22 protein-coding genes are annotated in these 24,727 nt (G+C 75.4%); 10 read left to right on the top strand and 12 right to left on the bottom strand.

The window, feature by feature from the left end; translation table 11 throughout:
- The first annotated feature begins 84 nt into the window (after nt 1–84).
- The gene (locus HNR12_RS00915; RefSeq protein WP_218902106.1) at nt 85–402 is read left to right on the top strand and encodes a YnfA family protein; all 318 of its coding nucleotides are present in this window, start codon (nt 85–87) and stop codon (nt 400–402) included.
- A gap of 156 nt (nt 403–558) precedes the next feature.
- Here HNR12_RS00915 and HNR12_RS00910 read toward each other — a convergent pair whose 3' ends face one another.
- From HNR12_RS00910 to HNR12_RS00885, 6 genes are all read right to left on the bottom strand, one after another.
- The gene (locus tag HNR12_RS00910) at nt 559–2,037 is read right to left on the bottom strand and encodes a DEAD/DEAH box helicase (RefSeq protein WP_179765665.1); all 1,479 of its coding nucleotides are present in this window, start codon (nt 2,035–2,037) and stop codon (nt 559–561) included.
- Between the two features lie 382 nt (nt 2,038–2,419).
- A complete protein-coding gene (locus tag HNR12_RS00905; protein ID WP_179765664.1) occupies nt 2,420–3,241 on the bottom strand; it encodes an enoyl-CoA hydratase/isomerase family protein in 822 nt (273 codons plus the stop codon).
- A 413-nt stretch (nt 3,242–3,654) separates the two neighbouring features.
- Nucleotides 3,655–3,861, bottom strand: a complete 207-nt coding sequence (locus HNR12_RS00900) for a helix-turn-helix domain-containing protein (protein WP_179765663.1) — start codon at nt 3,859–3,861, stop codon at nt 3,655–3,657.
- Nucleotides 3,862–4,072: 211 nt separating this feature from the next.
- Nucleotides 4,073–5,671: an ABC-F family ATP-binding cassette domain-containing protein gene (locus tag HNR12_RS00895; protein ID WP_179765662.1), complete on the bottom strand. Its 1,599-nt coding sequence runs from the start codon at nt 5,669–5,671 to the stop codon at nt 4,073–4,075.
- A gap of 207 nt (nt 5,672–5,878) precedes the next feature.
- On the bottom strand, nt 5,879–7,195 hold the full coding sequence (locus tag HNR12_RS00890; protein WP_372451132.1) for an AI-2E family transporter: 1,317 nt from the start codon (nt 7,193–7,195) through the stop codon (nt 5,879–5,881).
- 236 nt (nt 7,196–7,431) lie between these two features.
- A complete protein-coding gene (locus HNR12_RS00885) occupies nt 7,432–7,839 on the bottom strand; it encodes a YccF domain-containing protein (RefSeq protein ID WP_179765661.1) in 408 nt (135 codons plus the stop codon).
- 179 nt (nt 7,840–8,018) lie between these two features.
- Between HNR12_RS00885 and HNR12_RS00880 the strand changes: the two genes are divergently transcribed.
- Together HNR12_RS00880 and HNR12_RS00875 are read left to right on the top strand one after the other, a co-directional pair.
- Nucleotides 8,019–8,672: an MBL fold metallo-hydrolase gene (locus HNR12_RS00880; RefSeq protein WP_179765660.1), complete on the top strand. Its 654-nt coding sequence runs from the start codon at nt 8,019–8,021 to the stop codon at nt 8,670–8,672.
- Between the two features lie 563 nt (nt 8,673–9,235).
- Entirely contained in the window at nt 9,236–9,535 is a 300-nt protein-coding gene (locus HNR12_RS00875; RefSeq protein WP_270074466.1) for a WhiB family transcriptional regulator, read from the top strand.
- 270 nt (nt 9,536–9,805) lie between these two features.
- Here the strand turns inward: HNR12_RS00875 and HNR12_RS00870 are convergent, their stop codons facing one another.
- Together HNR12_RS00870 and HNR12_RS00865 are read right to left on the bottom strand one after the other, a co-directional pair.
- Complete coding sequence (locus HNR12_RS00870; protein ID WP_179765659.1) at nt 9,806–11,119, bottom strand: phosphoribosyltransferase family protein; 1,314 nt, start codon at nt 11,117–11,119, stop codon at nt 9,806–9,808.
- A 164-nt stretch (nt 11,120–11,283) separates the two neighbouring features.
- Nucleotides 11,284–11,850, bottom strand: a complete 567-nt coding sequence (locus HNR12_RS00865) for a GNAT family N-acetyltransferase (protein ID WP_179765658.1) — start codon at nt 11,848–11,850, stop codon at nt 11,284–11,286.
- A gap of 213 nt (nt 11,851–12,063) precedes the next feature.
- On the opposite strand from HNR12_RS00865, the gene HNR12_RS00860 reads away from it, so the two are divergent.
- Nucleotides 12,064–13,347 carry an MFS transporter gene (locus HNR12_RS00860; protein WP_179770303.1) on the top strand — a complete coding sequence of 428 codons (1,284 nt, stop codon included), beginning with the start codon at nt 12,064–12,066 and terminating at the stop codon, nt 13,345–13,347.
- A 79-nt stretch (nt 13,348–13,426) separates the two neighbouring features.
- On the opposite strand, the gene HNR12_RS00855 is transcribed toward HNR12_RS00860, so the two are convergent.
- The 4 genes from HNR12_RS00855 to HNR12_RS00840 all read right to left on the bottom strand — a co-directional run bounded on the left by HNR12_RS00855 (nt 13,427) and on the right by HNR12_RS00840 (nt 18,306).
- The gene (locus HNR12_RS00855) at nt 13,427–14,197 is read right to left on the bottom strand and encodes a hypothetical protein (protein ID WP_179765657.1); all 771 of its coding nucleotides are present in this window, start codon (nt 14,195–14,197) and stop codon (nt 13,427–13,429) included.
- A 27-nt stretch (nt 14,198–14,224) separates the two neighbouring features.
- Nucleotides 14,225–15,646: a hypothetical protein gene (locus tag HNR12_RS00850; protein WP_179765656.1), complete on the bottom strand. Its 1,422-nt coding sequence runs from the start codon at nt 15,644–15,646 to the stop codon at nt 14,225–14,227.
- Nucleotides 15,647–16,129: 483 nt separating this feature from the next.
- Nucleotides 16,130–16,897, bottom strand: coding sequence for an HNH endonuclease family protein (locus tag HNR12_RS00845; RefSeq protein ID WP_179765655.1), 768 nt, complete (start codon nt 16,895–16,897; stop codon nt 16,130–16,132).
- Nucleotides 16,898–16,971: 74 nt separating this feature from the next.
- Complete coding sequence (locus HNR12_RS00840) at nt 16,972–18,306, bottom strand: YihY/virulence factor BrkB family protein (protein ID WP_179765654.1); 1,335 nt, start codon at nt 18,304–18,306, stop codon at nt 16,972–16,974.
- 480 nt (nt 18,307–18,786) lie between these two features.
- Between HNR12_RS00840 and HNR12_RS00835 the strand changes: the two genes are divergently transcribed.
- The 6 genes from HNR12_RS00835 (at nt 18,787) to HNR12_RS00810 (ending at nt 24,615) form a co-directional block, all read left to right on the top strand.
- Nucleotides 18,787–20,463 (top strand): nitrite/sulfite reductase, encoded by a 1,677-nt coding sequence (locus tag HNR12_RS00835; RefSeq protein WP_179765653.1) that lies wholly within the window; start codon nt 18,787–18,789, stop codon nt 20,461–20,463.
- A 117-nt stretch (nt 20,464–20,580) separates the two neighbouring features.
- The gene (locus tag HNR12_RS00830) at nt 20,581–20,787 is read left to right on the top strand and encodes a hypothetical protein (RefSeq protein WP_179765652.1); all 207 of its coding nucleotides are present in this window, start codon (nt 20,581–20,583) and stop codon (nt 20,785–20,787) included.
- Complete coding sequence (locus tag HNR12_RS00825; RefSeq protein WP_179765651.1) at nt 20,784–21,479, top strand: phosphoadenylyl-sulfate reductase; 696 nt, start codon at nt 20,784–20,786, stop codon at nt 21,477–21,479. The genes HNR12_RS00830 and HNR12_RS00825 overlap by 4 nt, the downstream gene beginning before the upstream one ends.
- A gap of 72 nt (nt 21,480–21,551) precedes the next feature.
- A complete protein-coding gene (locus HNR12_RS00820; RefSeq protein WP_308118658.1) occupies nt 21,552–22,352 on the top strand; it encodes a sirohydrochlorin chelatase in 801 nt (266 codons plus the stop codon).
- A 57-nt stretch (nt 22,353–22,409) separates the two neighbouring features.
- A complete protein-coding gene (locus tag HNR12_RS00815; protein WP_179765650.1) occupies nt 22,410–22,826 on the top strand; it encodes a MerR family transcriptional regulator in 417 nt (138 codons plus the stop codon).
- Nucleotides 22,827–22,977: 151 nt separating this feature from the next.
- Nucleotides 22,978–24,615: an acyl-CoA dehydrogenase family protein gene (locus tag HNR12_RS00810; RefSeq protein WP_179765649.1), complete on the top strand. Its 1,638-nt coding sequence runs from the start codon at nt 22,978–22,980 to the stop codon at nt 24,613–24,615.
- Nucleotides 24,616–24,727: the final 112 nt, after the last annotated feature.

The raw sequence follows: 24,727 nt of genomic DNA, 5'->3' as shown, positions 1-24,727 counted from the left end.
CGGCCTGCCCGCCTCCCCCGCCGACCGCCGCGGCCGCCCGCGCCGCGCCCGCACCGGGCGGCCGGCGTGCTGACGCTCACGTCGATGCTGCTGTTCGCCGCGGCGGCGCTGTGCGAGATCGGCGGCGCCTGGCTGGTGTGGCAGGGGGTGCGCGAGGACCGCGGCCTGCTGTGGGCGGGGGCGGGCGTGCTGGCACTGGGCCTGTACGGGTTCGTGGCCACCCTCCAGCCCAGCGCCGACTTCGGCCGCGTGCTGGCCGCCTACGGCGGCGTGTTCGTGGCGGGGTCGCTGGTGTGGGCCATGGCGGTCGACGGGTTCCGGCCCGACCGGTTCGACGTCATCGGAGCCCTGGTCTGCCTGGCGGGCGTGGCCGTCATCATGTACGCCCCGCGCGGCGGCTGAAGGGCCACCGCTCGCCGTCCCGCGGCGCGGCCGGCGGCGGGCGGACGCGGGCGGCCGCCTCACCGGGGCCGCCCGGCTCGCGGGAAGACCCCCGCGACAGCGGCGCGGCGGCGCCCACGCCGTGCGTGGGCGCCGCCGCGAAAGGCGGGCCGGGTCTCAGCCCCGGGCGGCCGGGGTGCCGTGGTGGCGGTCGCCGCGCGCCGGGCGCGCGGCGTGGTCGTCGCGGCGGGTCCGGCGGTCGCCGTCGAACGCGCGGGCCTCGCGGTGCCGTCCGGCGCCGCCCTGGTCGTCGCGCCGGGAGCCGCCGCGGCCCCGGTGCTCGGAGTGGCCGCCGGAGAAGCGGCGCTCGCCCTGCTGGCGCGGGCCGCCGTTGCGGCGGCGCCCGCCGGGTCCGCCCCGGCCGCCGCCGCGGCGCGGGCGCTCCCGCTCGGGCTCCGGCGGCTCGATCCACGGCTCCCACGACGGCTGGCGGGCGCCGGTCACCTGGGCCAGCAGTTCGTCGCCGGGGTTGACCAGGTGCTGCTGGGCCTCCACGCCGGCGTCGCCGAGCAGGCGGCGGGCCATGCGGCGCTGGTTGGGCGCCACGAGCGAGACGACGCGGCCGGACTCCCCGGCGCGGGCGGTGCGCCCGCCCCGGTGCAGGTAGTCCTTGTGGCCGGCGGGCAGGTCGACGTTGACCACCAGGTCGATGCCGTCGACGTGGATGCCGCGCGCGGCGACGTCGGTGGCCACCAGCGCCTGGATGCGGCCCTCGCGGAACTTGGCGAGGGTCTTGGTGCGCACGCTCTGGGTCTTGCCGCCGTGCAGCGGTGCGGCGGGCACGCCCGCCTTGACCAGCTGCTCGCTGAGGCTGTCGGCGCGGTACTTGCTGCGGACGAACAGGATGGTGCGGCCGTCGCGCGCGGCGATCTCGGTGGCCACGCGGTTCTTGTCGTGCGGAAGCACCTTGAGCAGGTGGTGCTCCATGGTGGTGACCTGCGAGACGGGCGGGTCGACCGAGTGCGTCTTGGGGTCGTTCATGTAGCGGCGCACGAGGTTGTCGACGTCGCCGTCGAGCGTGGCCGAGAACAGCAGGGTCTGGCCGCCGGGGCGCACGAGGTTCAACAGCTTGGTGACCTGCGGCATGAAGCCCATGTCGCACATCTGGTCGGCCTCGTCCAGGACCGACAGCTCGACGTCGCCGAGGTCGCAGGCGCCCTGCTCGATCAGGTCGGTGAGCCGGCCGGGGGTGGCGACCAGGATGTCCACACCGCGGCGCAGCTCGTTGATCTGGCGGGTGTAGGAGCTGCCGCCCACGACGTCGCCGATGCGCACGCCGAGGGTCCGGCCGTAGAGCAGGAGCGCGTCGCGCACCTGGTGGGCGAGTTCGCGGGTGGGGACCAGCACCAGGCCGCGGGGGCGCCGGGGGGCGGCGCGGCGCTCGGCGGCGCGCACCAGCAGCGGCAGGCCGAACGCGAGGGTCTTGCCCGATCCGGTGCGGCCGCAGCCGAGCACGTCGCGGCCGGCGAGCGTGTCGGGGATGGTGGCGGCCTGGATCGGGAACGGGGTGATGACACCGTTCTGCGCCAGCTTGTCGACGATCGCGGTCGGGAGTCCGAGATCACCGAAAGCAGGGCATGCGGCATTGTCCGTCAAGTGACGTAAACCTTCCTCATCAGTCGGCGGCGTTTCGAGGAAGGCTCCGCAGCCACAGGGGTCTCACGAAGAGATCACACAAACGCGCCGGAAATACGCGACACGGGGACGCGAAGAGTCCGCAGCCCCCGGCGCCAGGCGGCCCGGCGCACCCGATGCGCGCGGCAAGAAGTGACCGCCTTGTGCAGCGTACTAGACAACGGTCGTCAACCGGGCGGCGGTCTCCGATATTCCTTGGTGATCCTGGACTCCCGAGCGGGCTCCCGCGCCGGGGCGGCGTCCGTACGGCGCGGCGCCGTCCGGACGCCGCCGGGCCGCACCGGCCGCGCCGCCCGGACGCGGGCGGTGTCCGCGGGGCGCTCGGGCCGGGCCGCGCCCGGCCTCAGCCCCGGCCGGCGGCGGCCGCCCACGCGGCGAACCGCTCGACCTGGGCGGCGCGCTCGGCGGCGGCCTGCTCCGCCAGGGTGCGGCCGGGCGCGCCGAGCAGCAGTTCCTTGGTGGCCGCGGCGGCGTCGCGCGGGGTCTCCAGCAGCGCGGTGACGAGGTCGTCCACGGCGCCGGCGAGCTGGTCGCGGGGCACGACGAGTTCGGCCAGCCGCAGTTCGCGGGCCTCCTCGGCCCCCACCGTGCGGGTGGTCAGGCACAGCTCCAGGGCGCGGTGGACGCCCACGATGTCGACCAGCGGCTTGGTGCCGGTGAGGTCGGGCACCAGGCCCAGCGCGGGCTCCTTCATGCACAGGTCGGCGTCGTCGCTGAGGATGCGCAGGTCGCAGGCCAGGGCGAGCTGGAACCCGGCGCCGATGGCGTGGCCGTGGACCGCCGCGACCGACACGATGTCGGGCCGGCGCAGCCACAGGAAGCCCTCCTGGTACCCGGCGATGGCCGCGTCGAGTTCGGCGCGCCCGGCGGGATCGCGGATGAATCGATTCAGCGCGGAGTCCTCGTTTCCGGGCGCGAACATCGCGGTGTCGATCCCCGACGAGAACGACGGACCTTCGCCGTCAATCACAACAATTCGGACGGACGCGGGCAGCGCATGGCCGACATGGGCCAGGGCCGTCCAGGTGCGGTCGGTCATGGCGTTGTGCCGCTCGGGGCGGGCCAGGGTGATGCGGGCCACGCCGCCCGAGGCGCCCTCCTCGACCGCCAGCCGCAGCCCGGCCGCCGCCAGCTCGTCGTCCGTGGGTAGGGCCGTGCCGGCCATGCGCACCTCCGCGTGTCGGGCCGCGCCGGGCGGCGCGGGCGTCCTCCTGCGTCGATGATGGACCACGGCCGGGCGCGCCGCGCGGTGGGGTCCGGGGTGGGTCCGACCAGCGCGGACCGGGCCGCGCACACCCGGGCGGGCGGCGCCTGCGCCCGCGGCGGCGGAGGGGACGGGAGGGCGGGGCGGCGGGGCCTGCGGCCCCGCGTGCGCGAAAGCGCCCTTCGCGGGCGCCTTGGCGGTGGTCGTGCCGCTCGTCGGGCCGGGGCAGGCCGAGTGGTCGTGTGACGAGGACGCGGTCAGCGGGGCAAGGCGCCGCGCGAAGGGCGTGAGACATCGGGATCGCCGGGCCCGCGTCACCGAGGAGAGGGGCGCCGCGGCGGTTCGGGCGGGGCGGTCGGCCCTGGACGGGCAGGTCAGGAGCGGCGGGTGGCTCCTCCGCGGCCGCGCAGGGTCACGCCGGCCTCCGTCAGCAGCCGGTGGACGAATCCGTAGGACCGCCCGGTCGACGCGGCCAGGGAGCGGATGCTCTCCCCCTCGTCGTAGCGGTTTTTCAGCTCGGTCGCCAGTTCAGAACGTTCGCTGCCGGTCACGCGCGTGCCCTTTTTCAGGGTCTCGGCCACAGCGTCCTCCCGTCGGTGTTGGTGATCAACGCGACATTGCTGCCCATGATCAGCCATGGGGAGGCCAGTGGCTACCCATTCGCGACGCGGCGGAGTCGTGTCGGGGCGCTGCACCCTTTTCGGACAGTCCTTTATTGCGGCCGTTAATAGGGGAATGGCAACCGAACGCCGCTTCGCGCGTCGCCCGGGCGCCTATTGGCGTCTGCGCAGGTCAGGCGAGTGCGATCAAATCGGCGAATTCAACGTTCCACAGGTCCTCCACACCGTCGGGCAGGAGGATGACGCGTTCCGGCTGGAGCGCTTCGACCGCTCCTTCGTCGTGGGTGACCAGCACAATGGCGCCCTTGTAGTTGCGCAGCGCACTCAAAATCTCCTCGCGGCTGGCCGGGTCGAGGTTGTTGGTGGGCTCGTCCAGCAGCAGCACATTGGCACTGGAGACCACCAGCGCGGCCAGCGCCAGGCGGGTCTTCTCGCCGCCCGAGAGCACGCCCGCCGGCTTGTCGACGTCGTCGCCGGTGAACAGGAACGAGCCCAGCGTGCGCCGCGCCTCGACCTCGGGCAGGTCCGGCGCCGCACTCATCATGTTCTCCAGCACCGTGCGGCTGGTGTCGAGGGTCTCGTGCTCCTGGGCGTAGTAGCCCAGCCGCAGCCCGTGGCCCTGCACGACCTCGCCGGTGTCGGGCTGCTCGACCCCCGCCAGCAGCCGCAGCAGGGTGGTCTTGCCCGCGCCGTTGAGCCCGAGGATGACCACCCGGCTGCCCCGGTCGATGGCGAGGTCGACCCCGGTGAAGATCTCCAGCGAGCCGTAGGACTTGGACAGCCCCTTGGCCATCAGCGGGGTGCGCCCGCTGGGCGCGGGGTCGGGGAAGCGCAGCTTGGCCACCCGGTCGGCCTTGCGCTGGCCCTGCACCGAGCTGAGGATCCGCTCGGCGCGGTGCTCCATCTGGTGGGCGGCCTTGGCCTTGGTGGCCTTGGCGCGGAAGCGGTCGGCCTGCTTCTGCAGGGCGCTCGCCTGCTTCTCGGCGTTGGCGGCCTCGCGGGCGCGGCGGCGCTGGTCGGCCTCGCGCTGGGCCAGGTAGGCGCGCCAGCCCATGTTGTAGACGTCGATGACGCACCGGTTGGCGTCGAGGTAGAACACCCGGTTGACGACGTCCTCGACGAGGTCGACGTCGTGGCTGATGACCACAAGACCGCCCTGGTGGGACTTGAGGAAGTCGCGCAGCCAGGCCACCGAGTCGCCGTCGAGGTGGTTGGTGGGCTCGTCCAGCAGCAGGGTGTCGGCGCCGCTGAACAGGATGCGGGCCAGCTCGATGCGCCGCCGCTGGCCGCCCGAAAGCGTGCCCAGCGGCTGGCCGAGCACCCGGTCGTCCAGCTTCAGGCTGCTGGCGATCGAGGCGGCCTCGGACTCGGCGGCGTAGCCGCCCATGACCAGCAGGTGCTCCTCGGCACGGGCGTAGGCGCGGGCGGCCTTGTCGCGGACCTTGGCGTCGTCGCTGGCCATGCCCTCCTCGGCGGCGCGCATGCGGCGCAGCGCGTCGGCGATCCCGCGCGCCGACAGGATGCGGTCGCGCGCCGGCTCGTCGGGGTCGGTGGCGCGGGGGTCCTGCGGCAGGTAGCCCAGCGTGCCGCTGACGGTCACGGTGCCGCCGGCGGGGATGCCCTCGCCGGCCAGCACCTTGGTGAGCGTGGTCTTGCCCGCCCCGTTGCGCCCGACCAGTCCGATGCGGTCGCCGGCGGCGACGCGCAGCGTGGTGGGCTCCAGCAGCAGCCGGGAGCCGACGCGCAGTTCGAGGTCAGTGGCGATCAGCATGGGAGGGGAGACCTTCTCGGCAGACAGGTGGTGCGGGCAGGGGCGGCGGGCGCGGCGCCGAGGGCGGCCCGGGGTTGGCCGCGGGGGCGGGGCGCCGCATGTCAAGGGCACGCGCGCCGCCCAGACTAGCCGCTCACGCTGCAACGCGCGCGCGGGCGCCGGGGCGGCGGCGCGGCTTCCCTGCCGACAACGCCGGGCCCGCCCGGTCTAGTCCCCCGCGGGCGGCGTGCGCGGCGCCCCGGGCGCACCGCCGGGGCCGGAGTCGCCGGGGCGCTCGGGGGGCTGCGCCGCGGGCGGGGGCGCGGCCGGTGCCGCGGTGCCCGCCGCCGCGCCGCCGGCCGGCGCGGCCGCCTTCTCCTTCTCGCGGGCGGCGGCGACCTCGCCGGGCCGCCCGCCGGCGCCGACGGCGACGCCGTGGCCGGCGGCCTGCTCCAGGGGGCGGTTGCGCAGCAGCCCGGCGATCACCGCGACGATCGGGGTGGCCAGGAAGGCGCCGGCGATCCCGCCGAGGATGCTGCCCAGGGTGATGGCCAGCAGCACCACGGCCGAGGGGAGGTCCAGCGCCTTGCCGTAGACGCGCGGCGCGAAGACGTGGCTCTCCAGCTGCTGGACCACGAAGACGGCCGCGACGACCACCACGGCGATGATCCAGCCCTCGGTGACCAGGGCGACCATGGCGGCCAGCAGCCCCGACAGGAACGCGCCGATGACCGGGAGGAACGCGCCGACGAAGGTCAGCACGATCAGCGGGATGGCCAGCCCGGGGTCGAGGAAGATGAGCAGGAAGATGCCGATGCCCACGGCGTCGATGAGGCCCACCAGCGCCACGCCGCGCACGTAGCGGCCCATCACCCCGTAGGAGATCTCCGTGGCGGCCTTGATGGAGCGGCGCGAGCGCGCGGGGAACAGCGAGCGCACCCACTCCATCAGCAGGTCGCCGGAGTGCACGAAGTACACGGTGAGCACGATGATGAGGATCAGCCCGACGAGGAACTCCAGCACGGTGGCGCCGGCCACCCACGCCTGGCTGATCCACTGGGACCAGTCCTCCTGGGCCATGGACCGCACCTCGCGCTCGACGGCCTCGATGGTGGTGGCGGCCAGGCCGGGGTCGAGCCCCAGCGCCTGCAGGTAGCTGGGGAGGTCGTCGATGGCCTGCTGCACGCTGTCGACCAGGCCGGATATCCCGGAGATGGCGGGCTGGACGATCAGCGTGACGACCCCGCCCAGCACGATGAGCGAGCCGATGATGGCGATGGTGGTGGAGCTGCCGCGCCCCAGGCCCCGGCGCCGCATCCAGTTGGTGGGCGGCATCAGCAGGGCGGTGACGAACACGGCGAGGATCACCGGGATGGTGACGACGCGGACGTAGACCAGCCCGTAGACGATGAAGGCCAGCACGATCCCGATGACGAGCAGCTGCCAGGCGGCGGTGCCCATGCGCGACAGCAGGCTCTCCTCGGGCCCGGGGTCGGCGGGCTCGGCGGAGACGGGCGGCGGCGCCTCGGCGGGCTCCTGGCGCACCCGGCGCCTCCTGATCAGTGCCCATTGCCGTGGGCTGGTGAACCGCACGTCGTCCCCCTTATCTCCTCCTGCGACCTAGGGCGCTGGCGCCCCGCGGACCGGCGCGGGCCGGGCCGCTCGGCTCCGCTCCTTGGGAGTCGTGGTCTGGCCGAAGTTACCGCATCGCACCCGGGCGGCGGCGAGGGCGGGGCGCGCGTTGCGCCCCGCCCGCTCCCGCCGCCCGGGTCGGGCCCGGGTCAGAACTGCCAGGGCTCGCGCGGCCGGTCGGAGTGCACGATCTCGTTGCCGAAGGGGGCCAGCGCCACCGGGATCATCTTCAGCGACGCCCACGCCATGGGGATGCCGATGACGGTGATCGCCAGGCCCACGGCCGTGACGATGTGGCCGATGGCCAGCCACCAGCCGGCGACGATCACCCAGATGACGTTGAGGACGGTGCTGGCGCCCCCGGCGCCGGGGCGGCGCGCCATCTCGCGGCCGAAGGGCCACAGGGCGTAGTTCGCCATGCGGAAGGAGGCCACCCCGAAGGGGATGGTGACGATCAGCACGCAGCAGATGAGTCCGGCGATGACGTAGCCCACCGCCAACCAGAACCCGGCCACGACGAGCCAGACGATGTTGAGGATGAGGCGAAGCAGGGCCACAGGGCTTCCTTTCGGATCGGGTGCGGCCGCCCTCGGTCGGGCGGCCGAAGTCGTCGTCTACCCGGATACGACGGCGACCCCGCACACCCCGTTCCGCGGCCGAACCCCCAGCGTCCCCCTAGGGGTCGGGGCCGGGCGGGCGCGGTTTGCGGCGCGGCGGCGCGGTTAGGATCGCTGACGTGCGTATCACCAAGCTGGGGCACGCCTGCGTGCGACTGGAGCGCGACGGAGCCGTGCTCGTGATCGACCCGGGCGGGTTCAGCGAACCCGACGCCGCCGTGGGCGCCGACGCCGTGGCGATCACCCACGAGCACCCCGACCACCTGGACCTGGACCGGCTGCGCGCCGCCGCCGAGGCGTCGTCCGCGGGGCTGGAGGTCTACACCCACGCCGGGATCGCCGAGCGGCTGGGCGGACTGCGCGACCTGGGCGCGCGGATCCACACGGTCTCCCACGGGGACACGGTGTCGCCGGCCGGGTTCGACGTCCACGTCTACGGCGAGCGGCACGCGGTCATCCACCCCGACCTGCCGGTCATCACCAACGTCGGGTTCCGGGTCGCCACGGAGCACGGCGCGCTGTTCCACCCGGGAGACGCCCTGACCCTGCCCGAGGACCCGGTGAGCACACTGCTGTTCCCGGTCCACGCGCCCTGGTCGAAGATCTCCGAGGTGGTGGACTACCTGCGCGAGGTCGCGCCGGCCCGCGCGGTGGCGGTGCACGACGCGCTGCTGAGCGAGACCGGCGCGGGGGTGTACTTCCGCAACCTGGGCACCCTGGTGCCGGGGGTGGAGGTCGCCCGGCTGCTGCCCGGCGACACCGCCGAGGGCTGATCCGGCCCCCTGCCCCACCTTCGCCGGAGCCCCGAGGCCCGGCGCCCGCCCCGGGGCTCGCGGGGCCGCCTGTGCCCGGGCCGGCGCCCGCCGGGAGGGCCGGCTCCGCTGTGCGCGCGGCCGGGACCGCGATGTGATCGGATCATCACGCATTGACCCTAGGCAGGCGCGGCCTTGGCCCATACGATGTGGGGAGTCCGGTGAGCCGACCGGATTCGCAAATCAATACAGAAACGGACATACGACCAAAGATTGGTCAGTGCAGCTCTGTTTCGGTAACGGTTAGGCGAGTAATTTCCCCACCCCCCGTGCACAAGCGGGAGCGGGGATGGCATGATTACGTACCGGCTCGCAGGGAGAGCGGCACCGCCTCCCCGGCCGTTCGTGTGAGCGCCCCGCCGGTTTCGGCGGTTCGGCGCGGTGGTTCGAATCGAAACCACACCCGGGAACACCGAAGCAACGCACGGCGTTCAGGTCGTGCGGGGTTGCTCACGCTGCATGACCTTTGTCTGACCCTGTCTTCCCAACAGCTTACTAGTGATTTCAGTAGAGGTGGTTCAACCATGTCTCAGGTACGTCGGCAGGCCGCGCTGCGCCCCCGCCCGCACTGGGGGTGGCAGGATGCCGCCGCGTGCCGGGGCGAGGACCTTGTGCTCTTCTTCGGCCCCGACGGTGAGCGTCAGCCGGAGCGGGAGATCCGTGAGCGCAAGGCCAAGGAGATCTGTGCGCAGTGCCCCGTCCGTACCGAGTGCCTCGACTACGCGATCTCGCGGCCCGAGAAGTACGGCACGTGGGGCGGCCTGAACGAAGACGAGCGCGCGTCGGAGCGCCGGCGCCGGATGCGCCGCGCCAACGCGGCCTGACCCCAGACATCTGCGCCCCCTCCAGGCACGACTCGCGGCAACGCTGCGGTTGAGACCGGTACCACGGCGTGCCAGCCCCGGCTGACACCCCGGTGCGGGCCGACCCGCCGCCTGTCCGAGACAACAGTTCTTCGCCCGGCCCCCGGCCGTACCCGCGGCGCCCCGACGGTCTCCGTCGAGGGCGCCGCGGGTTTTTTACCCGCCCGCGCGCGTGTCCACACCCGCCGAACGGGCGACTTTCCCGCATTTCGGCGCGGGGCGGGCGCGGGCCTAGAGGTGGCGCTCGAACCACTCCACGGCGGCCTCGCCCACCGTGCGCCGCCCGGCCTCCGCGTCGAGCAGCTCCTCGGCCCCGGGCACCGTGCGGGTCCGGTGCGGACCGCCCACGCGCGCCAGCGCCCACTCCACCAGTTCGCGCACGAAGGAGTCGCCGCCCTGCACCAGGGCCAGCACCGGCGCGCGCACCCCCGGCAGCGCCTCGGCGGCCAGGTCCGGGCGGCCGCCGTGCACCGCCACGGCCGCGATGTCGGCCGGGCGCGCCGCCGCGGCGGCCAGGGCCGCGGGCACCCCCGCCCCGGCGCCGAACAGCCCGATCCGGCGCCCGGCGGAGTCGGTGGAGCGCAGCAGCCAGGCCACCGCCGCCTCCAGCCGCCGCGCCGGCACCGCCACCGGCGGCTCGGCCGGCGCGCCGGGATCGGCGGCGCGGCGGGCGGCGTCCTCCTCGGACGTGAGGAGGTCCACCAGCAGGGTGGTGTAGCCGGCCCGGCCCAGGGCGGCGGCCACCGCCCGGCGCGCGGGGTCCTCGCGCTCGCGACCCAGTGCCAGCACCACGGTGCCGCGCGCGCCCGGCACGGTCGCCAGCTCGGCCTCCAGGTCGGTGTCGCCGGAGCGGATCCGCACGGCGCGCGCGTGCGCCGGGGCGGCGTCGCGGTCGGCCTCGGCGTCCAGCAGGGCGGTCACCTCGGAGTCGGTGAGCTGGCCGAAGTCGCGGTACCACTCCCCCACCGCGCGGAAGTTCTCGGGCACTGTCAGCGCCACGACGCGGTCGGCCTCGGCGGTGAGGGAGTCCAGGGCGGACTGGGCCGCCACGGGGACCGCCAGCAGCAGCCGCCCGGGCCCGCGGCGGTGCACCATGCGCAGCGCGGCGCGGGCCGTGCCGCCGGTGGCGACGCCGTCGTCGACCACGACGACGTCGCGGCCCCGGGGGTCGGCCGGCGCCCGGCCGCGCCGGTAGACCTCGACGCGGCGGGCCAGTTCGGCGCGCTCGGCCTCGACCGTGTCGGCCAGCGCGGCGCGCGAGAGCCGCAGCCGCGCCAGTGCCCGGTCGTCGTAGCAGGCGTGGCCGTCCTCGTCGACGGCCCCCACGCCCAGCTCCGGATGGCCGGGCACCCCGATCTTGCGAACGACCAGCACGTCCAGCGGGATGCCCAGCAGGCGGGCCAGTTCGGCGCCCACCGGCACGCCGCCGCGCGGCAGCGCCAGCACGAGCGGGTCGGTGACGGCGAGCGGGCGCACCCGCTCGGCGAGGCGGCGGCCGGCCTCGGCGCGGTCGGTGAACGGCAGTGATACGGGCAGCGGGTTCATAGGCGGTGTTGGCGCCCGCCGCCGCGCGGCGGCGCGGGGCGCCACTCCTCGTCGGGTCGGCACGCGGCGCGAATGTTACCGGCATACCCGGTCGAACCGATCGGCCAACACCTCGGCCCGCGCCAATCCGCCCGGCCGCGCCCCGGCCCGCCGGCGGCCCCGCCTCAGACCTCGGACCTGCGGAAATCGCTTTCGAGCAGGCCCATGACGAGCGCGTCGTGGCGGCGGCCGTCCCACAGCAGGGCGTCGCGCAGCCGCCCCTCGACGGTGAACCCGCAGGCCCGGTAGACGGCGATGGCCCGCATGTTGAAGGCGTAGACGTTCAGCCAGACGCGGTGCAGCCGCACCCGGTTGAAGGCGTAGTCGAGGATGAGCCGGGTGGCCTCCTTGCCCAGGCCCTGGCCGGTGAACTCGATCGCCGACAGCGCGATGCGGTAGGCCGCGCTCTCGTTGTCGGGGTCGACCTCGTCCAGCGCCAGCTCGCCGACGAACCGGCCGCCGGGCTCCTCGAAGATCGCCAGGTCCAGCCGGTCGATCTGCTCGGCGCGGGTGGCGCACCACTGGCGGATCTCGTCGTAGCCGGGCCTGCGGTGGGCGCCGGTGAGCCGCCGGATCTCCTCGTCGCGGGTGGACTCGTAGAAGTCGTCGGCGTGCTCGGCGCTCAGCGGGACCAGCCGCACGCGCTCTCCGACCAGCGTGGGCTTCTCGCGCAGCGCGCGCAGGTCGATCATCGGTGGGGACTCCCGGAATGGTTGAGGGATGTGTGCGAGGGGGCGAAGACGAGCGGGATCTCCGGGGGGCTGCGGGTCGGACGCGGTCGCGGCCAGAAGATCATATGTAAAAGGCGGGCGGCATCCGGCACAACCCCTGCGGCGGGGCCGAAGGCGGCCGGTCGCATACGATCCTTGGGTCGGAGCGCGGCTCATGGGATCCTGGGGGGTTTGGTGGCAGTCGATCGGCGCTCGGGGGCACCCGACACCACGGCACGGCGCGCCCGCCTGGCGGTGGCGGTGCTCTTCCTGGCGAACGGGTTCTCCTACGCCAACATCGTGCCCTGGCTGCCGACCATCAAGGCCGAACTGGAACTGTCCAACGCCGCGCTGGGCACGGCCATCGGCGCGATGCCGCTGGGAGCGCTCCTGACCGGAATGCTGGCGGGGCCGCTCATCGCCCGCTTCGGCAGCGGGCGGGTGGCGGTGGCCTCCGGCGTGCTGATCGCGGCGGTGCTGCCCCTGGTGGCCATCGCCCCGGCCTGGTGGGCGCTGGCGCTGAGCCTGTTCGCGGTGGGCTGGCTGGACGCCTGGATGGACTCCGCCATGAACACCCACGGCCTGCGCGTGCAGCGCCGCTACGGCCGCACCATCATCAACGCCTTCCACGGGCTGTGGAGCGTGGCCGCCGTGGCCGGCGGCCTGGTGGGCTCCACCATGGCGGGCTGGGGCGTGCCGCGCCCGGCCCACCTGCTGGGCGTGGCCGTGCTGATCGCGGTGGCGCTGCTGGTGTCGGCGCGGTTCCTGCTGCCGGGCCGCGACCGCGATGACGACCCCGCCGAGGCCCACGAGGCCCCGGCCGGGGGCCGCCGGCGCGGCTGGGGCGTGCCGGCGCGCTCGGTGGGGCTGCTGCTCGTGCTGAGCGTCTTCTTGATGATGGCCGGTGCCATCGAGGACTCGGCGGCGTCGTGGGGCGCGGTCTACATGCGCGACGAGCTGGCCGCTCCGCTGCTGATGGCCGGTCTGCCGTTCGTGGCCTGCCAGGCGATGATGACCCTGGGCCGGATAGTGGGCGACCGCGTGACCGACCGGTTCGGCGCGGTGGCGGTGGCCCGGGCGGGCGCGCTGCTGTCGGGTGCGGGCCTGTCGGCGGCGCTGCTGCTGTCGGAGCCGATCGCCGCGGTGGTGGGCTTCGGCGCGATGGGCCTGGGGGTGTCGATCCTGTTCCCGCTGGCGCTGGCCGCGGCGGGCGAGATCCCCGGCCTGCGCGGCGGGCACGGCGTGGCGCTGGCCGCGTGGCTGGCGCGCGCGGGCTTCCTCGGGGTGCCGCCGCTGATCGGCGTGGTGGCCGACGCCGCGTCGCTGACGGCCGGGCTGTGGATGATCCCGGCGGCGTGCCTGGTGGCGGCGGTGCTCGCCGGGAGCCTGCGTCCGGGCGCGGGCGCGCGGGCCGGGGCGGCCGCCGACGGCGTGAGCGGTGCGAGCGGCGGCGCGGGGCGCGGGCCGGGGAGCCGCTGAGCCTGGGCGGCTCCCCGGTGCGGACACGGCGAGGCCGCCCCGGCCGTTGGGCCGGGGCGGCCTCGCGCTTGGCGGGGTCCTACTGGACCGGCGCCGGGCGCCGCGTGGCGTAGAGGGTCACCGCGCCGATGCCGGTCGCGATGACGCCGCCCATGACGAACCCGGTCAGGTCCACACCCGTGGTGGGCAGGTAGGGGGTCGACTCGCCGCCGTCGGAGTCGGCCACCGGGGCGGTGCCGCCGGCGGAGCCGTCGTCGGCACCGGTGTCGCCACCGCCCGCGTCGTCGGCGGGCGGCGGCACGCTGCCGTCGTCGCCGTCGTCACCGCCGGGGCTCTCGTCCCCGGGGTCCTCACCCGGAGGCGGGGTCTCGCCCGGGTCCTCACCCGGAGGCTCCTCGCCAGGGGGCTCCTCACCGGGCGGTTCCTCGCCGGGAGGCTCCTCACCCGGAGGCTCCTCGCCAGGGGGCTCCTCCCCGGGGGGGTCCTCACCCGGAGGCTCCTCACCGGGAGGGTCCTCGGGGCCGGGGTCGCCGCCGGGCGGCGGGTCCACCGGCGGGGGCGGGTCGGGCAGGATCGGGTCCAGAATCCCGCCGTCACCGGGGTCGGCGTCCTGCGACTGGGCGGGCGGGGCCGGTGCGGTCTGCGGGGTGACGGGCGCCAGGCCGAAGTCAACGCCGATGGGCGCTTCCTCGGCCGCGGGCGCCTGCGCCGGAGGCTGCTCCTGGGTGACCGCCGTGGTCTCGGCGGCACCCAGGCCCTCGGCGGTGTCGGCGAGCGCCGGGGCGCCGGAGAACCCGGCGGCCAGCAGGCCGGCAGCCGCAACGCCGATCGCGCGTGGTGTCAGCGACATATCGCTCCTCTCTGTCTTCTCGGGGGCTTACTCGGGCAAGAGGGCGTAGAGGTCGCCACCGGCGACCACGACAGCGCGGCCGTCGAGCAGGCCCCACGGCCGGGCGACGTCGCCCTCAAGTTCGATCGGAGCGGCGTCGGCGGTCACCGCGACCGGCGCGCCGTCCAGGTCGCCGAAGGCGACCTCCCCGGCGGCGCTGGCCGGCGCGAACCCCTCCAGGACGGTTCCGGTGCCCGTGGCGAGGTCGAACACGACGGGCCCGTAGACGGCCACCGCCTCGCCGTGGGCCCAGTCGGCGTCGTCGGCGGCCGCGCCGGCGGGGACCTCGGCCGCGGCGCGCACGGTGCCGTCTGCGGCGTCGTGCAGGGCCAGGACCCGCCGGTCGTCGGCGCCGGGCACCCGCCACGAGGCCACCAGGGTGTCGCCGCCCGCCGTGAGCACCTCGTCCAGCTCGCCGGCGCCCTGGGGCGCGGCGGGCTCGACCTCCTCGCGGGTGCCGTCGGGGGCGACCCACACCCAGGGGCCGCGCACCACGGCGGTGAGGACGCGCCGGCCGTCCGACAGCAGCGCGCCGGAGCCCTCGGGCTTCTCCACGGGCGCCAGTTCGCCGCCGGAGGGGATGGAGGGGCGGCCGTCGGCCATGACCAGCGGGCCGGCGCCCGCGAAGGTGACCTCGGCCCCCTCGGGGAGTTCGTAGGCGCGGGGCTCCCCGCCGCCGGGCGGCCACACCCACAGGCGGCCCTCCCCGACCACGGCGACCCCCTGGCCGTCGCCGGCGGCCACGAAGCGCGGCGGGCCGGTCATCTCGTCGGCGGGCAGGGGGAGGTCGGCGCTCCAGGCCGTCTCGCCGTCGGGGCCGACCACCCGCAGGCGGCCGTCGACGTCCACCAGGGCCACGCGGTCGCCCTCGGGGGACACGTCGGGCTGGGCGCCGTCGCGCATGGGCAGCCGCCACCGCGCCTGCTCGGTGAACCCGGGCGGGGCCTGGCGGGCCTGCATGGTGACGGTGGGCCGCTCCGGGGCGGCGGTGGGGCCGCCGGCCAGCGCGTCGGGCAGGTAGCGCACGGCGGCGAACCCGCCGCCGCCCAGCAGGGCGAGCACCACCACGCCGCCGGCCGCCACCGCGGCGATCCGCCCGGCGCGCCCGCGGCGCGGGCGGTCGGCCATGAGGGCGACCTCGCGGCCGCCGGCCGCGCGCACCACGCCGGTGGGGCTGACGATCAGCTGCCAGGCGCCGTTGACGTCGCGCGCGTTGACCAGCACCGAGCGGCCCAGGTGGGCGGCGTAGTCGGCGACGAGGTCCAGGGCGGCGTTGCGGGTCTCCTTGGGCGTGGCGCCGAAGACCACGCGGGTCTGGCGCTCGATGGTGACCTCGGCGCTGCGCTCGTCGGCGGCGACCACCAGGACGACCGGGCTGCGGTGGGGGTGGGAGTCGGCTGCCTCGGTCATGGCCGGACCTCGCGGCGGGCCGACCCGTGGCCCCGGAGTCGGCCGGCGCGGGCCCGCTTCGCGGTGGCGGCCCGGCGCGGCGGAGACGCTGCGGTCATGTGTTCGTGAACCTGTTCCGTCAAGAGGGAGATGCGGTCGTCCAATGGCGCCGGGCAGAGGAGGACCGGGGCCGGGCGGCGGGGGGGCCGACCGAGGTCGCCGAGCCGGACGGGCGCGAAGGAGTCATCACGGGTCACGGCGATGATACTGATAGCTCGCACACGTGTCCGGAGCGGGTGCGATGCGCGTGAGCGTCCGCGTACCCACCGCGACTCCGGGGCGCCGCGGCGCCCGGCCGGGTGGTGCGGGCGCCCACCTGCGCCGATCCCAGCTCCGGCGCGCCGGCCGGTAGGTTATCGCCCCGGCCGCCGCCGCGTCCGCGCGCCGCACGGGGATCGCGCGGTTTTTTGGCCACATCCGGCCGCCGGGGCGCGCCGGGCCGTTTCAGCAGGTGTCCAGCATGTCGGCGAGGGCCGCGCGGTCGGCGGGCGGCAGGGTCAGCCCGTACTCGTCGACGACCCCGACGTAGGCCACGGCGTAGGCGCAGCGGAACCCGGCATAGGGCCGCCACTCCCCCGGCCCGGAGTCGCCCTTGGCCTGGTTGGCCGACCCGTCCGAGGCGAGCAGGTTGTCGGGGTCGTTGGCGAACTCCACGCGGCGGTCGCGGTCCCAGTCCTGGGCGCCGGTGCGCCAGGCCAGTGCCAGCGGCACGACGTGGTCGATCTGGACCTCCATGGGATCCTCGGCGGAGAAGGTGATCCGCTCGCCGGTGTAGGGGTCCTCCAGCACGCCGCTGACGACGGTGCAGTCGGGCGCCACCTCGGTGTCCTCCAGGTCGCGGGCGAGGATGTCGTGGCGGGTGGGGCAGCCGTTGTCGTCGGTGTCGACCCAGTCGGAGCCGAAGGCGTCGCGCTCGTAGTCGTCGCCGGAGGCGGGCGGCGCGGTCTCGATGCCGCGCAGGTCGGCGCGGGCCGCGGCGGCCTCCTCGGGCGAGACGGGGTCGCCCGCCGGCGGGGCGCCGCTGGCGTCGGGCGCGCCGGGGGGCGGCCCGGCGCCGACGGCGGCGCGCAGCCAGGCGAGCGGGTCGGCGCCGGTGAGCAGCGCGGCGGCCACGACGAGGACGAGCAGGGCGGCCGGGGCGACCACCAGTCCGGCGCGGCGGGCGGGGCGGGGGCGGCGCGGGGAGCGGGGCGGGCGGGGCTTTCGGGACATGGTCACCTGGGCCGGTGGGGATCGGGGAGCGGGGAGGGGGCGGGTGCGGGCGGACGGCGCGCGGTGCACCGCCCCTAAGAGGATGCCGGAGGCCCGTGGCGCTCGGCCGGCGGGGGCGGGGTCTCCCCGGCGGCGCCGGTCTCCCCGGCGGGCGCGGGGAGGGTGCCGGGCTGCTCGGGCACGCGGCGGCGCGGCCGGTCCTGCCCCGCCTCGGCGGGGCCCTCGGGACCGTCCGCGCGCGGGGCGGCGTCCTCGCGGGCGGGTGCGTCCTCGGCGCCCGTGCCGGGCGCGGCGGGCTCGGCCGGGGTGCCGGGCCCGGCGGGCTCGGGGGTGTCGATGTAGCGGTCGGAGCCCCAGCCCAGCAGCCGCCGCATCCGCGCGGTGATCTCCTGGTCGTCGTCGTGCTCGGGCAGCGGCCCGGCGCTGCGCAGCGCGGCCTCGCGCCGGTCCACCAGGGCCTTGGCGCGGGCGTGGCGGCGGGCGGCGATCTGGGCGCGGGCGGCGGCGGTGCGCGGGGTGGGCCACATGGCGTCGATCTCGGCGTTGAGGGCCGAGCCGATGAGCACCGCCAGCGCCATCAGCCACAGCCAGGCCAGGATCGCGATGGGCGCCGACAGCGAGCCGTAGATGGTGACCTGGCCGAAGGAGGCGTCGAGGTAGAGCCGCAGCAGGACCGACCCCGCCAGCAGGACCGCCATCGCCACCAGCGCGCCGGGCAGGTAGCGCCACAGCGGGGTGCGCACCGGCGTGCTCAGCACGTAGAGCAGGGCGACGGCCAGCGTGGACAGCCCGCCCACGGTGGGCCAGTAGGCGAGGTTGAGGTAGCCCACGGTGGCGGGCAGCAGCCGGTGGACGAGGTCGGGCCCGGCGACCAGGACGGGCAGCACGGCCAGCACGAACAGCAGGCCGCCGAGGTAGGCGACGAACGCCAGGACCCGCTGGCGCACGTAGCCCCGCAACTCGTCCAGGCCGTAGGCGATGGTGATGGCGTCGATGAAGACGTTCATGGCGCGCGAGCCCGACCACAGCGAGACCAGGAAGGTCACCGACAGCAGCCCGGTCTCGGCGCCGGCCAGGAACTCGTCCACCAGCGGGGCGACGATGGAGTCGACGGTCTGGGCGGTGAGCGCCGTTGCGGCGAGGTCCAGCAGCCACACCCGGATCTCCAGGACGGTGCCGGTGCCCAGGACCGGGCGCAGGTGGCCCAGCGTGCCCACCAGGCCCAGCAGCAGGGCGGGCAGCGACAGCAGGGAGAAGAACGCCGACTCCGCGGCCAGGCCCACGATGCGGGTGCGCGCCGTGGTGCGGGCGGTGCGGCCCACGAGCACGGCGAGCCGGGCGGCCCGCGGGTGCTCCTCGCACCAGTCGTCCGCCCACGCGGCCGCGCCGCGCGCCGCGCGCTTCAGCATGCCCCACACATCCCCCAACCTAGGCCCGCGAAAAGGGGGTATGTGGTCGGCGGGGCTCCGGACCGCGGGAAACACGGCCGATTCGATGGTGAAATGTAATGCGTTTCCCGACCGACCGGGTAGGATAAGAAGGTTTCAAGGTGATGGGATTCACCGGTTCCGGCCGCGCCCGCGATCTGGACAACACCGGTCGGCGCGTGGCATTGTCAAAGGCATGATCGCTGCTCTGGACCCGATGCTCTGCGTGCGCCGGCACGTGGACTTCCTGCGGGTCCGCAGTGCCATCTGTCGTCACGTCGGTTGATCTGGCCGCTTCGTATTCTCATTCGCCCGCACTCTGGGGCGCGAGCGGCGCCGACGTCCTCCCACGCCGAACCTTGCCGATGCGCGCGCACGCCGATGTGCCGGGCCGCGAGGTCGTAAGCCGTGGCGCTCGCGCCGGCCCGCGCCGTCCCGCGATCCGCTTCGGAGGATCCCGTAATGCCTCCCACGTCCGCAACGACCGGCTCCCGGCCGCGCCGAGGTGAAGGCCAATGGGCCCTCGGCTACCGCGAACCCCTCAACAAGAACGAAGAGAACAAGAAGAACGACGACGGCCTGAACGTCCAGCGCCGCATCATCGACATCTACTCCAAGGCCGGGTTCGACTCCATCGACCCCGCCGACCTGCGGGGCCGGTTCCGCTGGCTGGGGCTCTACACCCAGCGCGCCCCCGGCATCGACGGCGGCAAGACCGCCGTGCTGGAGCCCGAGGAGCTGGACGACCGCTACTTCATGCTGCGGGTGCGCATCGACGGCGGCCAGCTGTCCGTGGCCCAGCTGCGCACCATCGCCGAGATCTCCAGCACCTACGCGCGCGACACCGCCGACGTCACCGACCGGCAGAACGTCCAGCTGCACTGGATCCGGGTCGAGGACGTGCCCGCCATCTGGGAGCGGCTGGAGGCCGTGGGCCTGTCGACCATGGAGGCCTGCGGCGACACCCCCCGCGTGATCCTGGGCTGTCCCCTGGCCGGCATCGACGAGAACGAGATCGTCGACGCCACCCCCCAGATCCGCGAGATCTACGACACCTACATCGGCAGCCCGCTGTTCTCCAACCTCCCCCGCAAGTTCAAGACCTCGGTGTCGGGGTGCTCGGCCTACTGCACCAACCACGAGATCAACGACGTCGCCTTCGCCGGGGTGATCGGCCCCGACGGCACGCCCGGCTTCGACCTGTTCGTGGGCGGCGGGCTGTCGACCAACCCCATGTTCGCCCAGCGGCTGGGCACTTTCGTGCGCCCCGACCAGGTCACCGAGGTCTGGGCCGGGGTCACCGCCGTCTTCCGCGACTACGGCTACCGCCGGCTGCGCCACCGCGCCCGCATCAAGTTCCTGATCAAGGACTGGGGCGCGGCCAGGTTCCGCGAGGTGCTGGAGAAGGAGTACCTGGGCTACGCGCTGCCCGACGGCCCCGAGGTGGAACTGCGCCCCGGCCTCCAGCGCGACCATGTCGGCGTGCACCGCCAGCGCGACGGCCGCAACTACATCGGGTTCGCCCCGCGCGTGGGGCGGGTCTCGGGCACCGTGCTGGCGCGCATCGCCGACATCGCCGAGGAGCACGGGTCCGACCGCATCCGCACCACCGCCGACCAGAAGCTGGTGCTGCTGGACGTCGAGGACGACCGGGTCGACTCCGCCGTGGCCGCCCTGGAGGCCGAGGACCTGCGGGTGCGCCCCAGCGTCTTCCGCCGCCAGACCATGGCCTGCACCGGGATCGAGTACTGCAAGCTGGCGATCGTCGAGACCAAGGCGCGCGGCGCCGACCTGATCGACGAACTGGAGCGGCGGCTGCCCGACTTCCCCGAGCCGGTCACCATCAACCTCAACGGCTGCCCCAACTCCTGCGCCCGCATCCAGGTCGCCGACATCGGCCTCAAGGGCCAGTTGGTCACCGACTCCCAGGGCCGGCAGGTCGAGGGGTTCCAGGTGCACCTGGGCGGCGGCATGGGGCTCAACGCGAGCTTCGGCCGCAAGGTGCGCGGCCTCAAGACCACCGCCGAGGAGCTGCCCGACTACGTCGAGCGGGTGCTGCGCCGGTTCCTGGACCAGCGCGCCGAGGGCGAGTCCTTCGCCGCGTGGGCCGCGCGGGCCGAGGACGGCGAGCTGAAGTGAGCGGCGCGCACCGGGGGCCGGGCCCGCGCGCGGCCCCCGGTCGGCCGTCGGGCGCGCGGCGCCCGGACGACACGACGACACCGGCACCGAGAGCCGGAGAGGAGCAGTGAGGCCGCGATGAGTGAGCGCGCCGCCCCGTTCTACTGCCCCTACTGCGGCGACGAGGACCTGATGCCGCACGAGGGCGACGGCGAGAAGGGCGCGGGATACGCCTGGGCCTGCCTGTCCTGCGCGCGGGTGTTCCGAGTGAAGTTCATCGGCCTGAGATCCGCCGCCTTCGGCGGCCCGGAGCAGGGCCCGGCACCAACGGATGGGAACGCATGAACGTCACATTGGAGGACGGCCAGAGGCTCGCGGAGCGCGCCGCGGCCGACCTGGAGGACGCGAGCGCCCAGGAGATCATCCAGTGGGCCGCCGACACCTTCGGCGACGGGCTGTGCATGACCTCGTCCATGGCCGACGCGCTCATGGTCGACCTGGCGTCCAAGGTCGTGCCCGGGATCGACGTGATCTTCCTGGACACCGGCTACCACTTCGCCGAGACCATCGGCACCCGCGACGCGGTGGCCCAGATCTACCCCATCAACCTGATCAACGTGACCCCGCTGCGCACGGTCGCCGAGCAGGACCGCGACCTCGGCCCCCGGCTGCACGGGCGCAACCCCAACATCTGCTGCCACCTGCGCAAGGTGGAGCCGCTGCAGCGGGCGCTGGAGCCCTACGACGCCTGGCTGACCGGCCTGCGCCGCGACGAGGCGGCGACCCGGCGCGACATCGGCGTCGTGCAGTGGGACCGCCGCAAGCGGATGGTCAAGGTCAACCCCATCGCGCGGTGGACCCAGGACGACGTGGACGCCTACATGGCCGAGCACGGCGTGCTGGTCAACCCGCTGCGCTACGACGACTACCTCTCGATCGGCTGCGCCCCCTGCACGCGGCGGGTGGCGCCCGGCGAGGACCCCCGCGCGGGCCGCTGGGCGGGGCTGAGCAAGACCGAGTGCGGGATCCACCTGTGAGACGGGAAACCCGCGGCGGGCGAGCGGGCCGGCGGCGCACACGCGTCCGTCCGGCCCGGTGAAGGAGGACCGGTGGACACACGCCAGGACGCGCCCCGCGACGTCCCGCTGGTGGCGGTGGCGCACGGCAGCGCCGACCCCCGCTCGGCCGAGGCGGTCGAGGCGGTGTTCGCCCGGGTGCGGCGGCTGCGGCCCGGCCTGGACGTGCGCGTGGCCTACCTGGACCACACGGAGCCCGGCGCCGAGGACGCGCTGCGCGCCCTGGCCGCCGAGGGCGCCGGCGAGGCCGTGGTGCTGCCGGCGCTGCTGACCGCCGCCTACCACAGCAAGGTGGACCTGCCCGCGGTGCTGGACCGGGTGCGGGAGTCGTGCCCGTGGCTGGGGGTGCGCTACGGGGCCACCCTGGGGCCGCACCCGCTGCTGCTGGCGGCGCTGGAGCGGCGCCTGGCCGAGGCCGGCGCCGCGGCCGGGCCTGACACCGCCCTGGTGCTGGCCTCGGCCGGCTCCAGCGACCCGGCCGCCAACGCCGTCATCGCGCGCATGGCCCAGGCCCTGGCCTGGCGCGCGCCCTGGCGCGCGGTGGTGCCCGCCTACGCCTCGGCGGCCGCCCCCGCGCCGGGGCACGCCGTGGCGCGGCTGCGCGAGGCCGGGGCGCGCCGCGTGGCGGTGGCCGGCTACCTGCTGGCCCCGGGGTTCTTCTCCGACCGCGTGGCCGACCAGGCGTTCGCGGCGGGCGCGGCGGCGGTGGCCCCGGCCCTGGGCGACGTCCCCGAGCTGGCCGAGGTGGTGCTGCGCCGCTACGACGCCGCGCTGGGCCGGGTGCCCGCGGGCGGGGCGGTGCGCGCGGCCGGCGTGCCCGGCGCCGCCGGGTAGCCCGCGTCCGCCCCACGGCGCTGGCGCGGCCGCCGCCGGGGGGCGATGATGTGGGGCATGAGCGAGTACTACACCCCCGGCGAGGTTGCCGAGCGCTTCGGACTGAGCCTGGACACCCTGCGCTACTACGAGCGCGAGGGCCTGCTCACCGAGGTGGAGCGGTCCACCAGCGGCCACCGCCGCTACCGCGCCGCCGACGTCGAACTGCTGGGCCTGGTGCGCTGCCTGCGCGACACCGGCATGCCGATCGCCCGCCTGCGCGGGTTCGCCGAACTGGTCCGCGCCGGCGACTCCACCATCCCCGGCCGGCTGGAGGTGCTGCGCGAGCACGCCGAGCGCGTCGCCGAGCAGATGGTCGAACTCCGCCGCACCCAGGAGGCGATCGAGCACAAGATCGCCTACTACGAGGGCGTGCTGGCGGTCCGGGACGCCTCACCCGCCGACGCCGGAACCCCGGCCGAGGCCGCGCGCTGAGGCGCTCGGGCGCACCGCGCGGGCCGCGCACGCGCGCCCGCACCCGCCGTGCCGCCCTTCGTCCGCCCGCCGGGGGCCGCGGGACGAGGCGTTAGTCTGGGCGCGGTACGGCCCGAACCGCGTTCGGGGGTTGTCGAACGGAAAGGCCGCCATGCCGCCCACCCACGAGGTCGTCAACCAGGCCGAGCCGCTGGAGGACTACGACGTCGCCGCCGACGCCGCGCTCGCCGCGGGGCTGGAGCGCGAGGAGGCCGGCTGGGCGGCCGAGGAGGTCCACGACCTGGGCCGCCTGGCCGGGACCGCCCGCGCCCGCGCCTGGGGCGAGCAGGCCGACACCAACACCCCGGTGCTGCGCACCCACGACCGCTACGGCCACCGGGTCGACGAGGTCGACTTCCACCCCGCCTGGCACGTGCTGGTCGACACCGCCGTGAGCCGCGGCCTGCACGCCGCGCCCTGGGCCGACGCCCGCCCCGGCGCCCACGTCGCCCGCGCCGCGAAGTTCTACGTCTGGTCGCAGGTGGAGAGCGGCCACGGCTGCCCGGTGTCCATGACCTACGCCGCCGTGCCCGCCCTGCGCCACTCCCCCGAGCTGGCGGCGCGGCTGGAGCCGCTGCTGACCGCCCGGGCCTACGACTTCGGGCTGCGCCCGGCCCAGGACAAGCGCGGCATCCTGGCGGGGATGTCGATGACCGAGAAGCAGGGCGGCTCCGACGTGCGGGCCAACACCACCCGCGCGGTGCCCGCCGGCGAGCCCGGCACCTACCTGCTGACCGGGCACAAGTGGTTCACCTCGGCGCCGATGAGCGACGTGTTCCTGGCCCTGGCCCAGGCGCCGGAGGGCCTGACCTGCTTCCTGGTGCCCCGCGTGCTGCCCGACGGCACCCGCAACCCCATGCTCCTGCAGCGGCTCAAGGACAAGCTGGGCAACCGCTCCAACGCCTCGGCCGAGGTGGAGTACGACGGCGCGCTGGCGTGGCGGGTCGGCGAGCCGGGGCGGGGCGTGCGCACCATCATCGAGATGGTCAACGGCACCCGGCTGGACTGCGTGGTCGGCTCGGCCGCGGGCATGCGCGCGGGCCTGGTGCAGGCCGTCCACCACGCCGAGCACCGCCGCGCGTTCGGCCGCCCGCTGGTGGAGCAGCCCCTGATGCGCAACGTGCTGGCCGACCTGGCGCTGGAGTCGGAGGCCGCCACCACGCTGATGATGCGGCTGGCCGGGGCGGCCGACCGGGCTGTGCGCGGCGACGCCGCCGAGGCGGCGTTTCGCCGGGTGGCGGTGGCCGTGGGCAAGTTCTGGGTGACCAAGCGGCTGCCCGCGCACGCCGCCGAGGCGCTGGAGTGCCTGGGCGGCAACGGCTACGTGGAGGAGTCGGGCATGCCGCGGCTGTTCCGCGAGTCCCCGCTGAACTCCATCTGGGAGGGCTCGGGCAACGTCGCGGCGCTGGACGTGCTGCGCGCGCTGGCCCGCACGCCCGAGAGCGCCGAGGCGTTCACGGCCGAGCTGCGGCTGGCCGAGGGCGCCGACGCCCGCTTCGACGCCGCGCTCAAGCGGCTGCTGGACGACCTGGCCGACCCCGAGGACGCGGAGTTCCGCGCCCGCGCCCTGGTCGAGGAGATGGCGCTGCTGCTCCAGGCGGCGCTGCTGCTGCGCCACGCGCCCGCGGCGGTGGCCGACGCCTTCGTGGGCACCCGCCTGGGCGGGGGCTCGGGCCGGGTGTTCGGCGCCCTGCCGCGCGGGACCGACACCGCCGCCATCATCGAGCGCGCCCGCCCGCGCGCGGCCTGAAGCCGGCCGGCGGGGCCGGCGCCGCCCGGGCGCCCCTCCCGCCGGCCGCGCGGACCGGCCCACGGTTGCCCGAAAGACCGGCAAGTTTCGGCAACTTCAGGAATACTCCCCC

It is taken from the genome of Streptomonospora nanhaiensis, assembly GCF_013410565.1.
GTDB lineage: Bacteria > Actinomycetota > Actinomycetes > Streptosporangiales > Streptosporangiaceae > Streptomonospora > Streptomonospora nanhaiensis.
Note: the sequence above shows the minus strand (reverse complement) of the source record. Positions and strands in the feature narration are given on the sequence as shown.

What these genes read in the sequence shown, in the direction of transcription:
- HNR12_RS00915 (WP_218902106.1), top strand. Translation starts at nt 85, where the DNA reads ATGCTGCTGTTCGCCGCGGCGGCGCTGTGCGAGATCGGCGGCGCCTGG.
- HNR12_RS00905 (WP_179765664.1), bottom strand. Translation starts at nt 3,241, where the DNA reads ATGGCCGGCACGGCCCTACCCACGGACGACGAGCTGGCGGCGGCCGGG.
- HNR12_RS00895 (WP_179765662.1), bottom strand. Translation starts at nt 5,671, where the DNA reads ATGCTGATCGCCACTGACCTCGAACTGCGCGTCGGCTCCCGGCTGCTG.
- HNR12_RS00875 (WP_270074466.1), top strand. Translation starts at nt 9,236, where the DNA reads ATGTCTCAGGTACGTCGGCAGGCCGCGCTGCGCCCCCGCCCGCACTGG.
- HNR12_RS00870 (WP_179765659.1), bottom strand. Translation starts at nt 11,119, where the DNA reads ATGAACCCGCTGCCCGTATCACTGCCGTTCACCGACCGCGCCGAGGCC.
- HNR12_RS00865 (WP_179765658.1), bottom strand. Translation starts at nt 11,850, where the DNA reads ATGATCGACCTGCGCGCGCTGCGCGAGAAGCCCACGCTGGTCGGAGAG.
- HNR12_RS00855 (WP_179765657.1), bottom strand. Translation starts at nt 14,197, where the DNA reads ATGTCGCTGACACCACGCGCGATCGGCGTTGCGGCTGCCGGCCTGCTG.
- HNR12_RS00850 (WP_179765656.1), bottom strand. Translation starts at nt 15,646, where the DNA reads ATGACCGAGGCAGCCGACTCCCACCCCCACCGCAGCCCGGTCGTCCTG.
- HNR12_RS00845 (WP_179765655.1), bottom strand. Translation starts at nt 16,897, where the DNA reads ATGTCCCGAAAGCCCCGCCCGCCCCGCTCCCCGCGCCGCCCCCGCCCC.
- HNR12_RS00840 (WP_179765654.1), bottom strand. Translation starts at nt 18,306, where the DNA reads ATGCTGAAGCGCGCGGCGCGCGGCGCGGCCGCGTGGGCGGACGACTGG.
- HNR12_RS00835 (WP_179765653.1), top strand. Translation starts at nt 18,787, where the DNA reads ATGCCTCCCACGTCCGCAACGACCGGCTCCCGGCCGCGCCGAGGTGAA.
- HNR12_RS00830 (WP_179765652.1), top strand. Translation starts at nt 20,581, where the DNA reads ATGAGTGAGCGCGCCGCCCCGTTCTACTGCCCCTACTGCGGCGACGAG.
- HNR12_RS00825 (WP_179765651.1), top strand. Translation starts at nt 20,784, where the DNA reads ATGAACGTCACATTGGAGGACGGCCAGAGGCTCGCGGAGCGCGCCGCG.
- HNR12_RS00815 (WP_179765650.1), top strand. Translation starts at nt 22,410, where the DNA reads ATGAGCGAGTACTACACCCCCGGCGAGGTTGCCGAGCGCTTCGGACTG.
- HNR12_RS00810 (WP_179765649.1), top strand. Translation starts at nt 22,978, where the DNA reads ATGCCGCCCACCCACGAGGTCGTCAACCAGGCCGAGCCGCTGGAGGAC.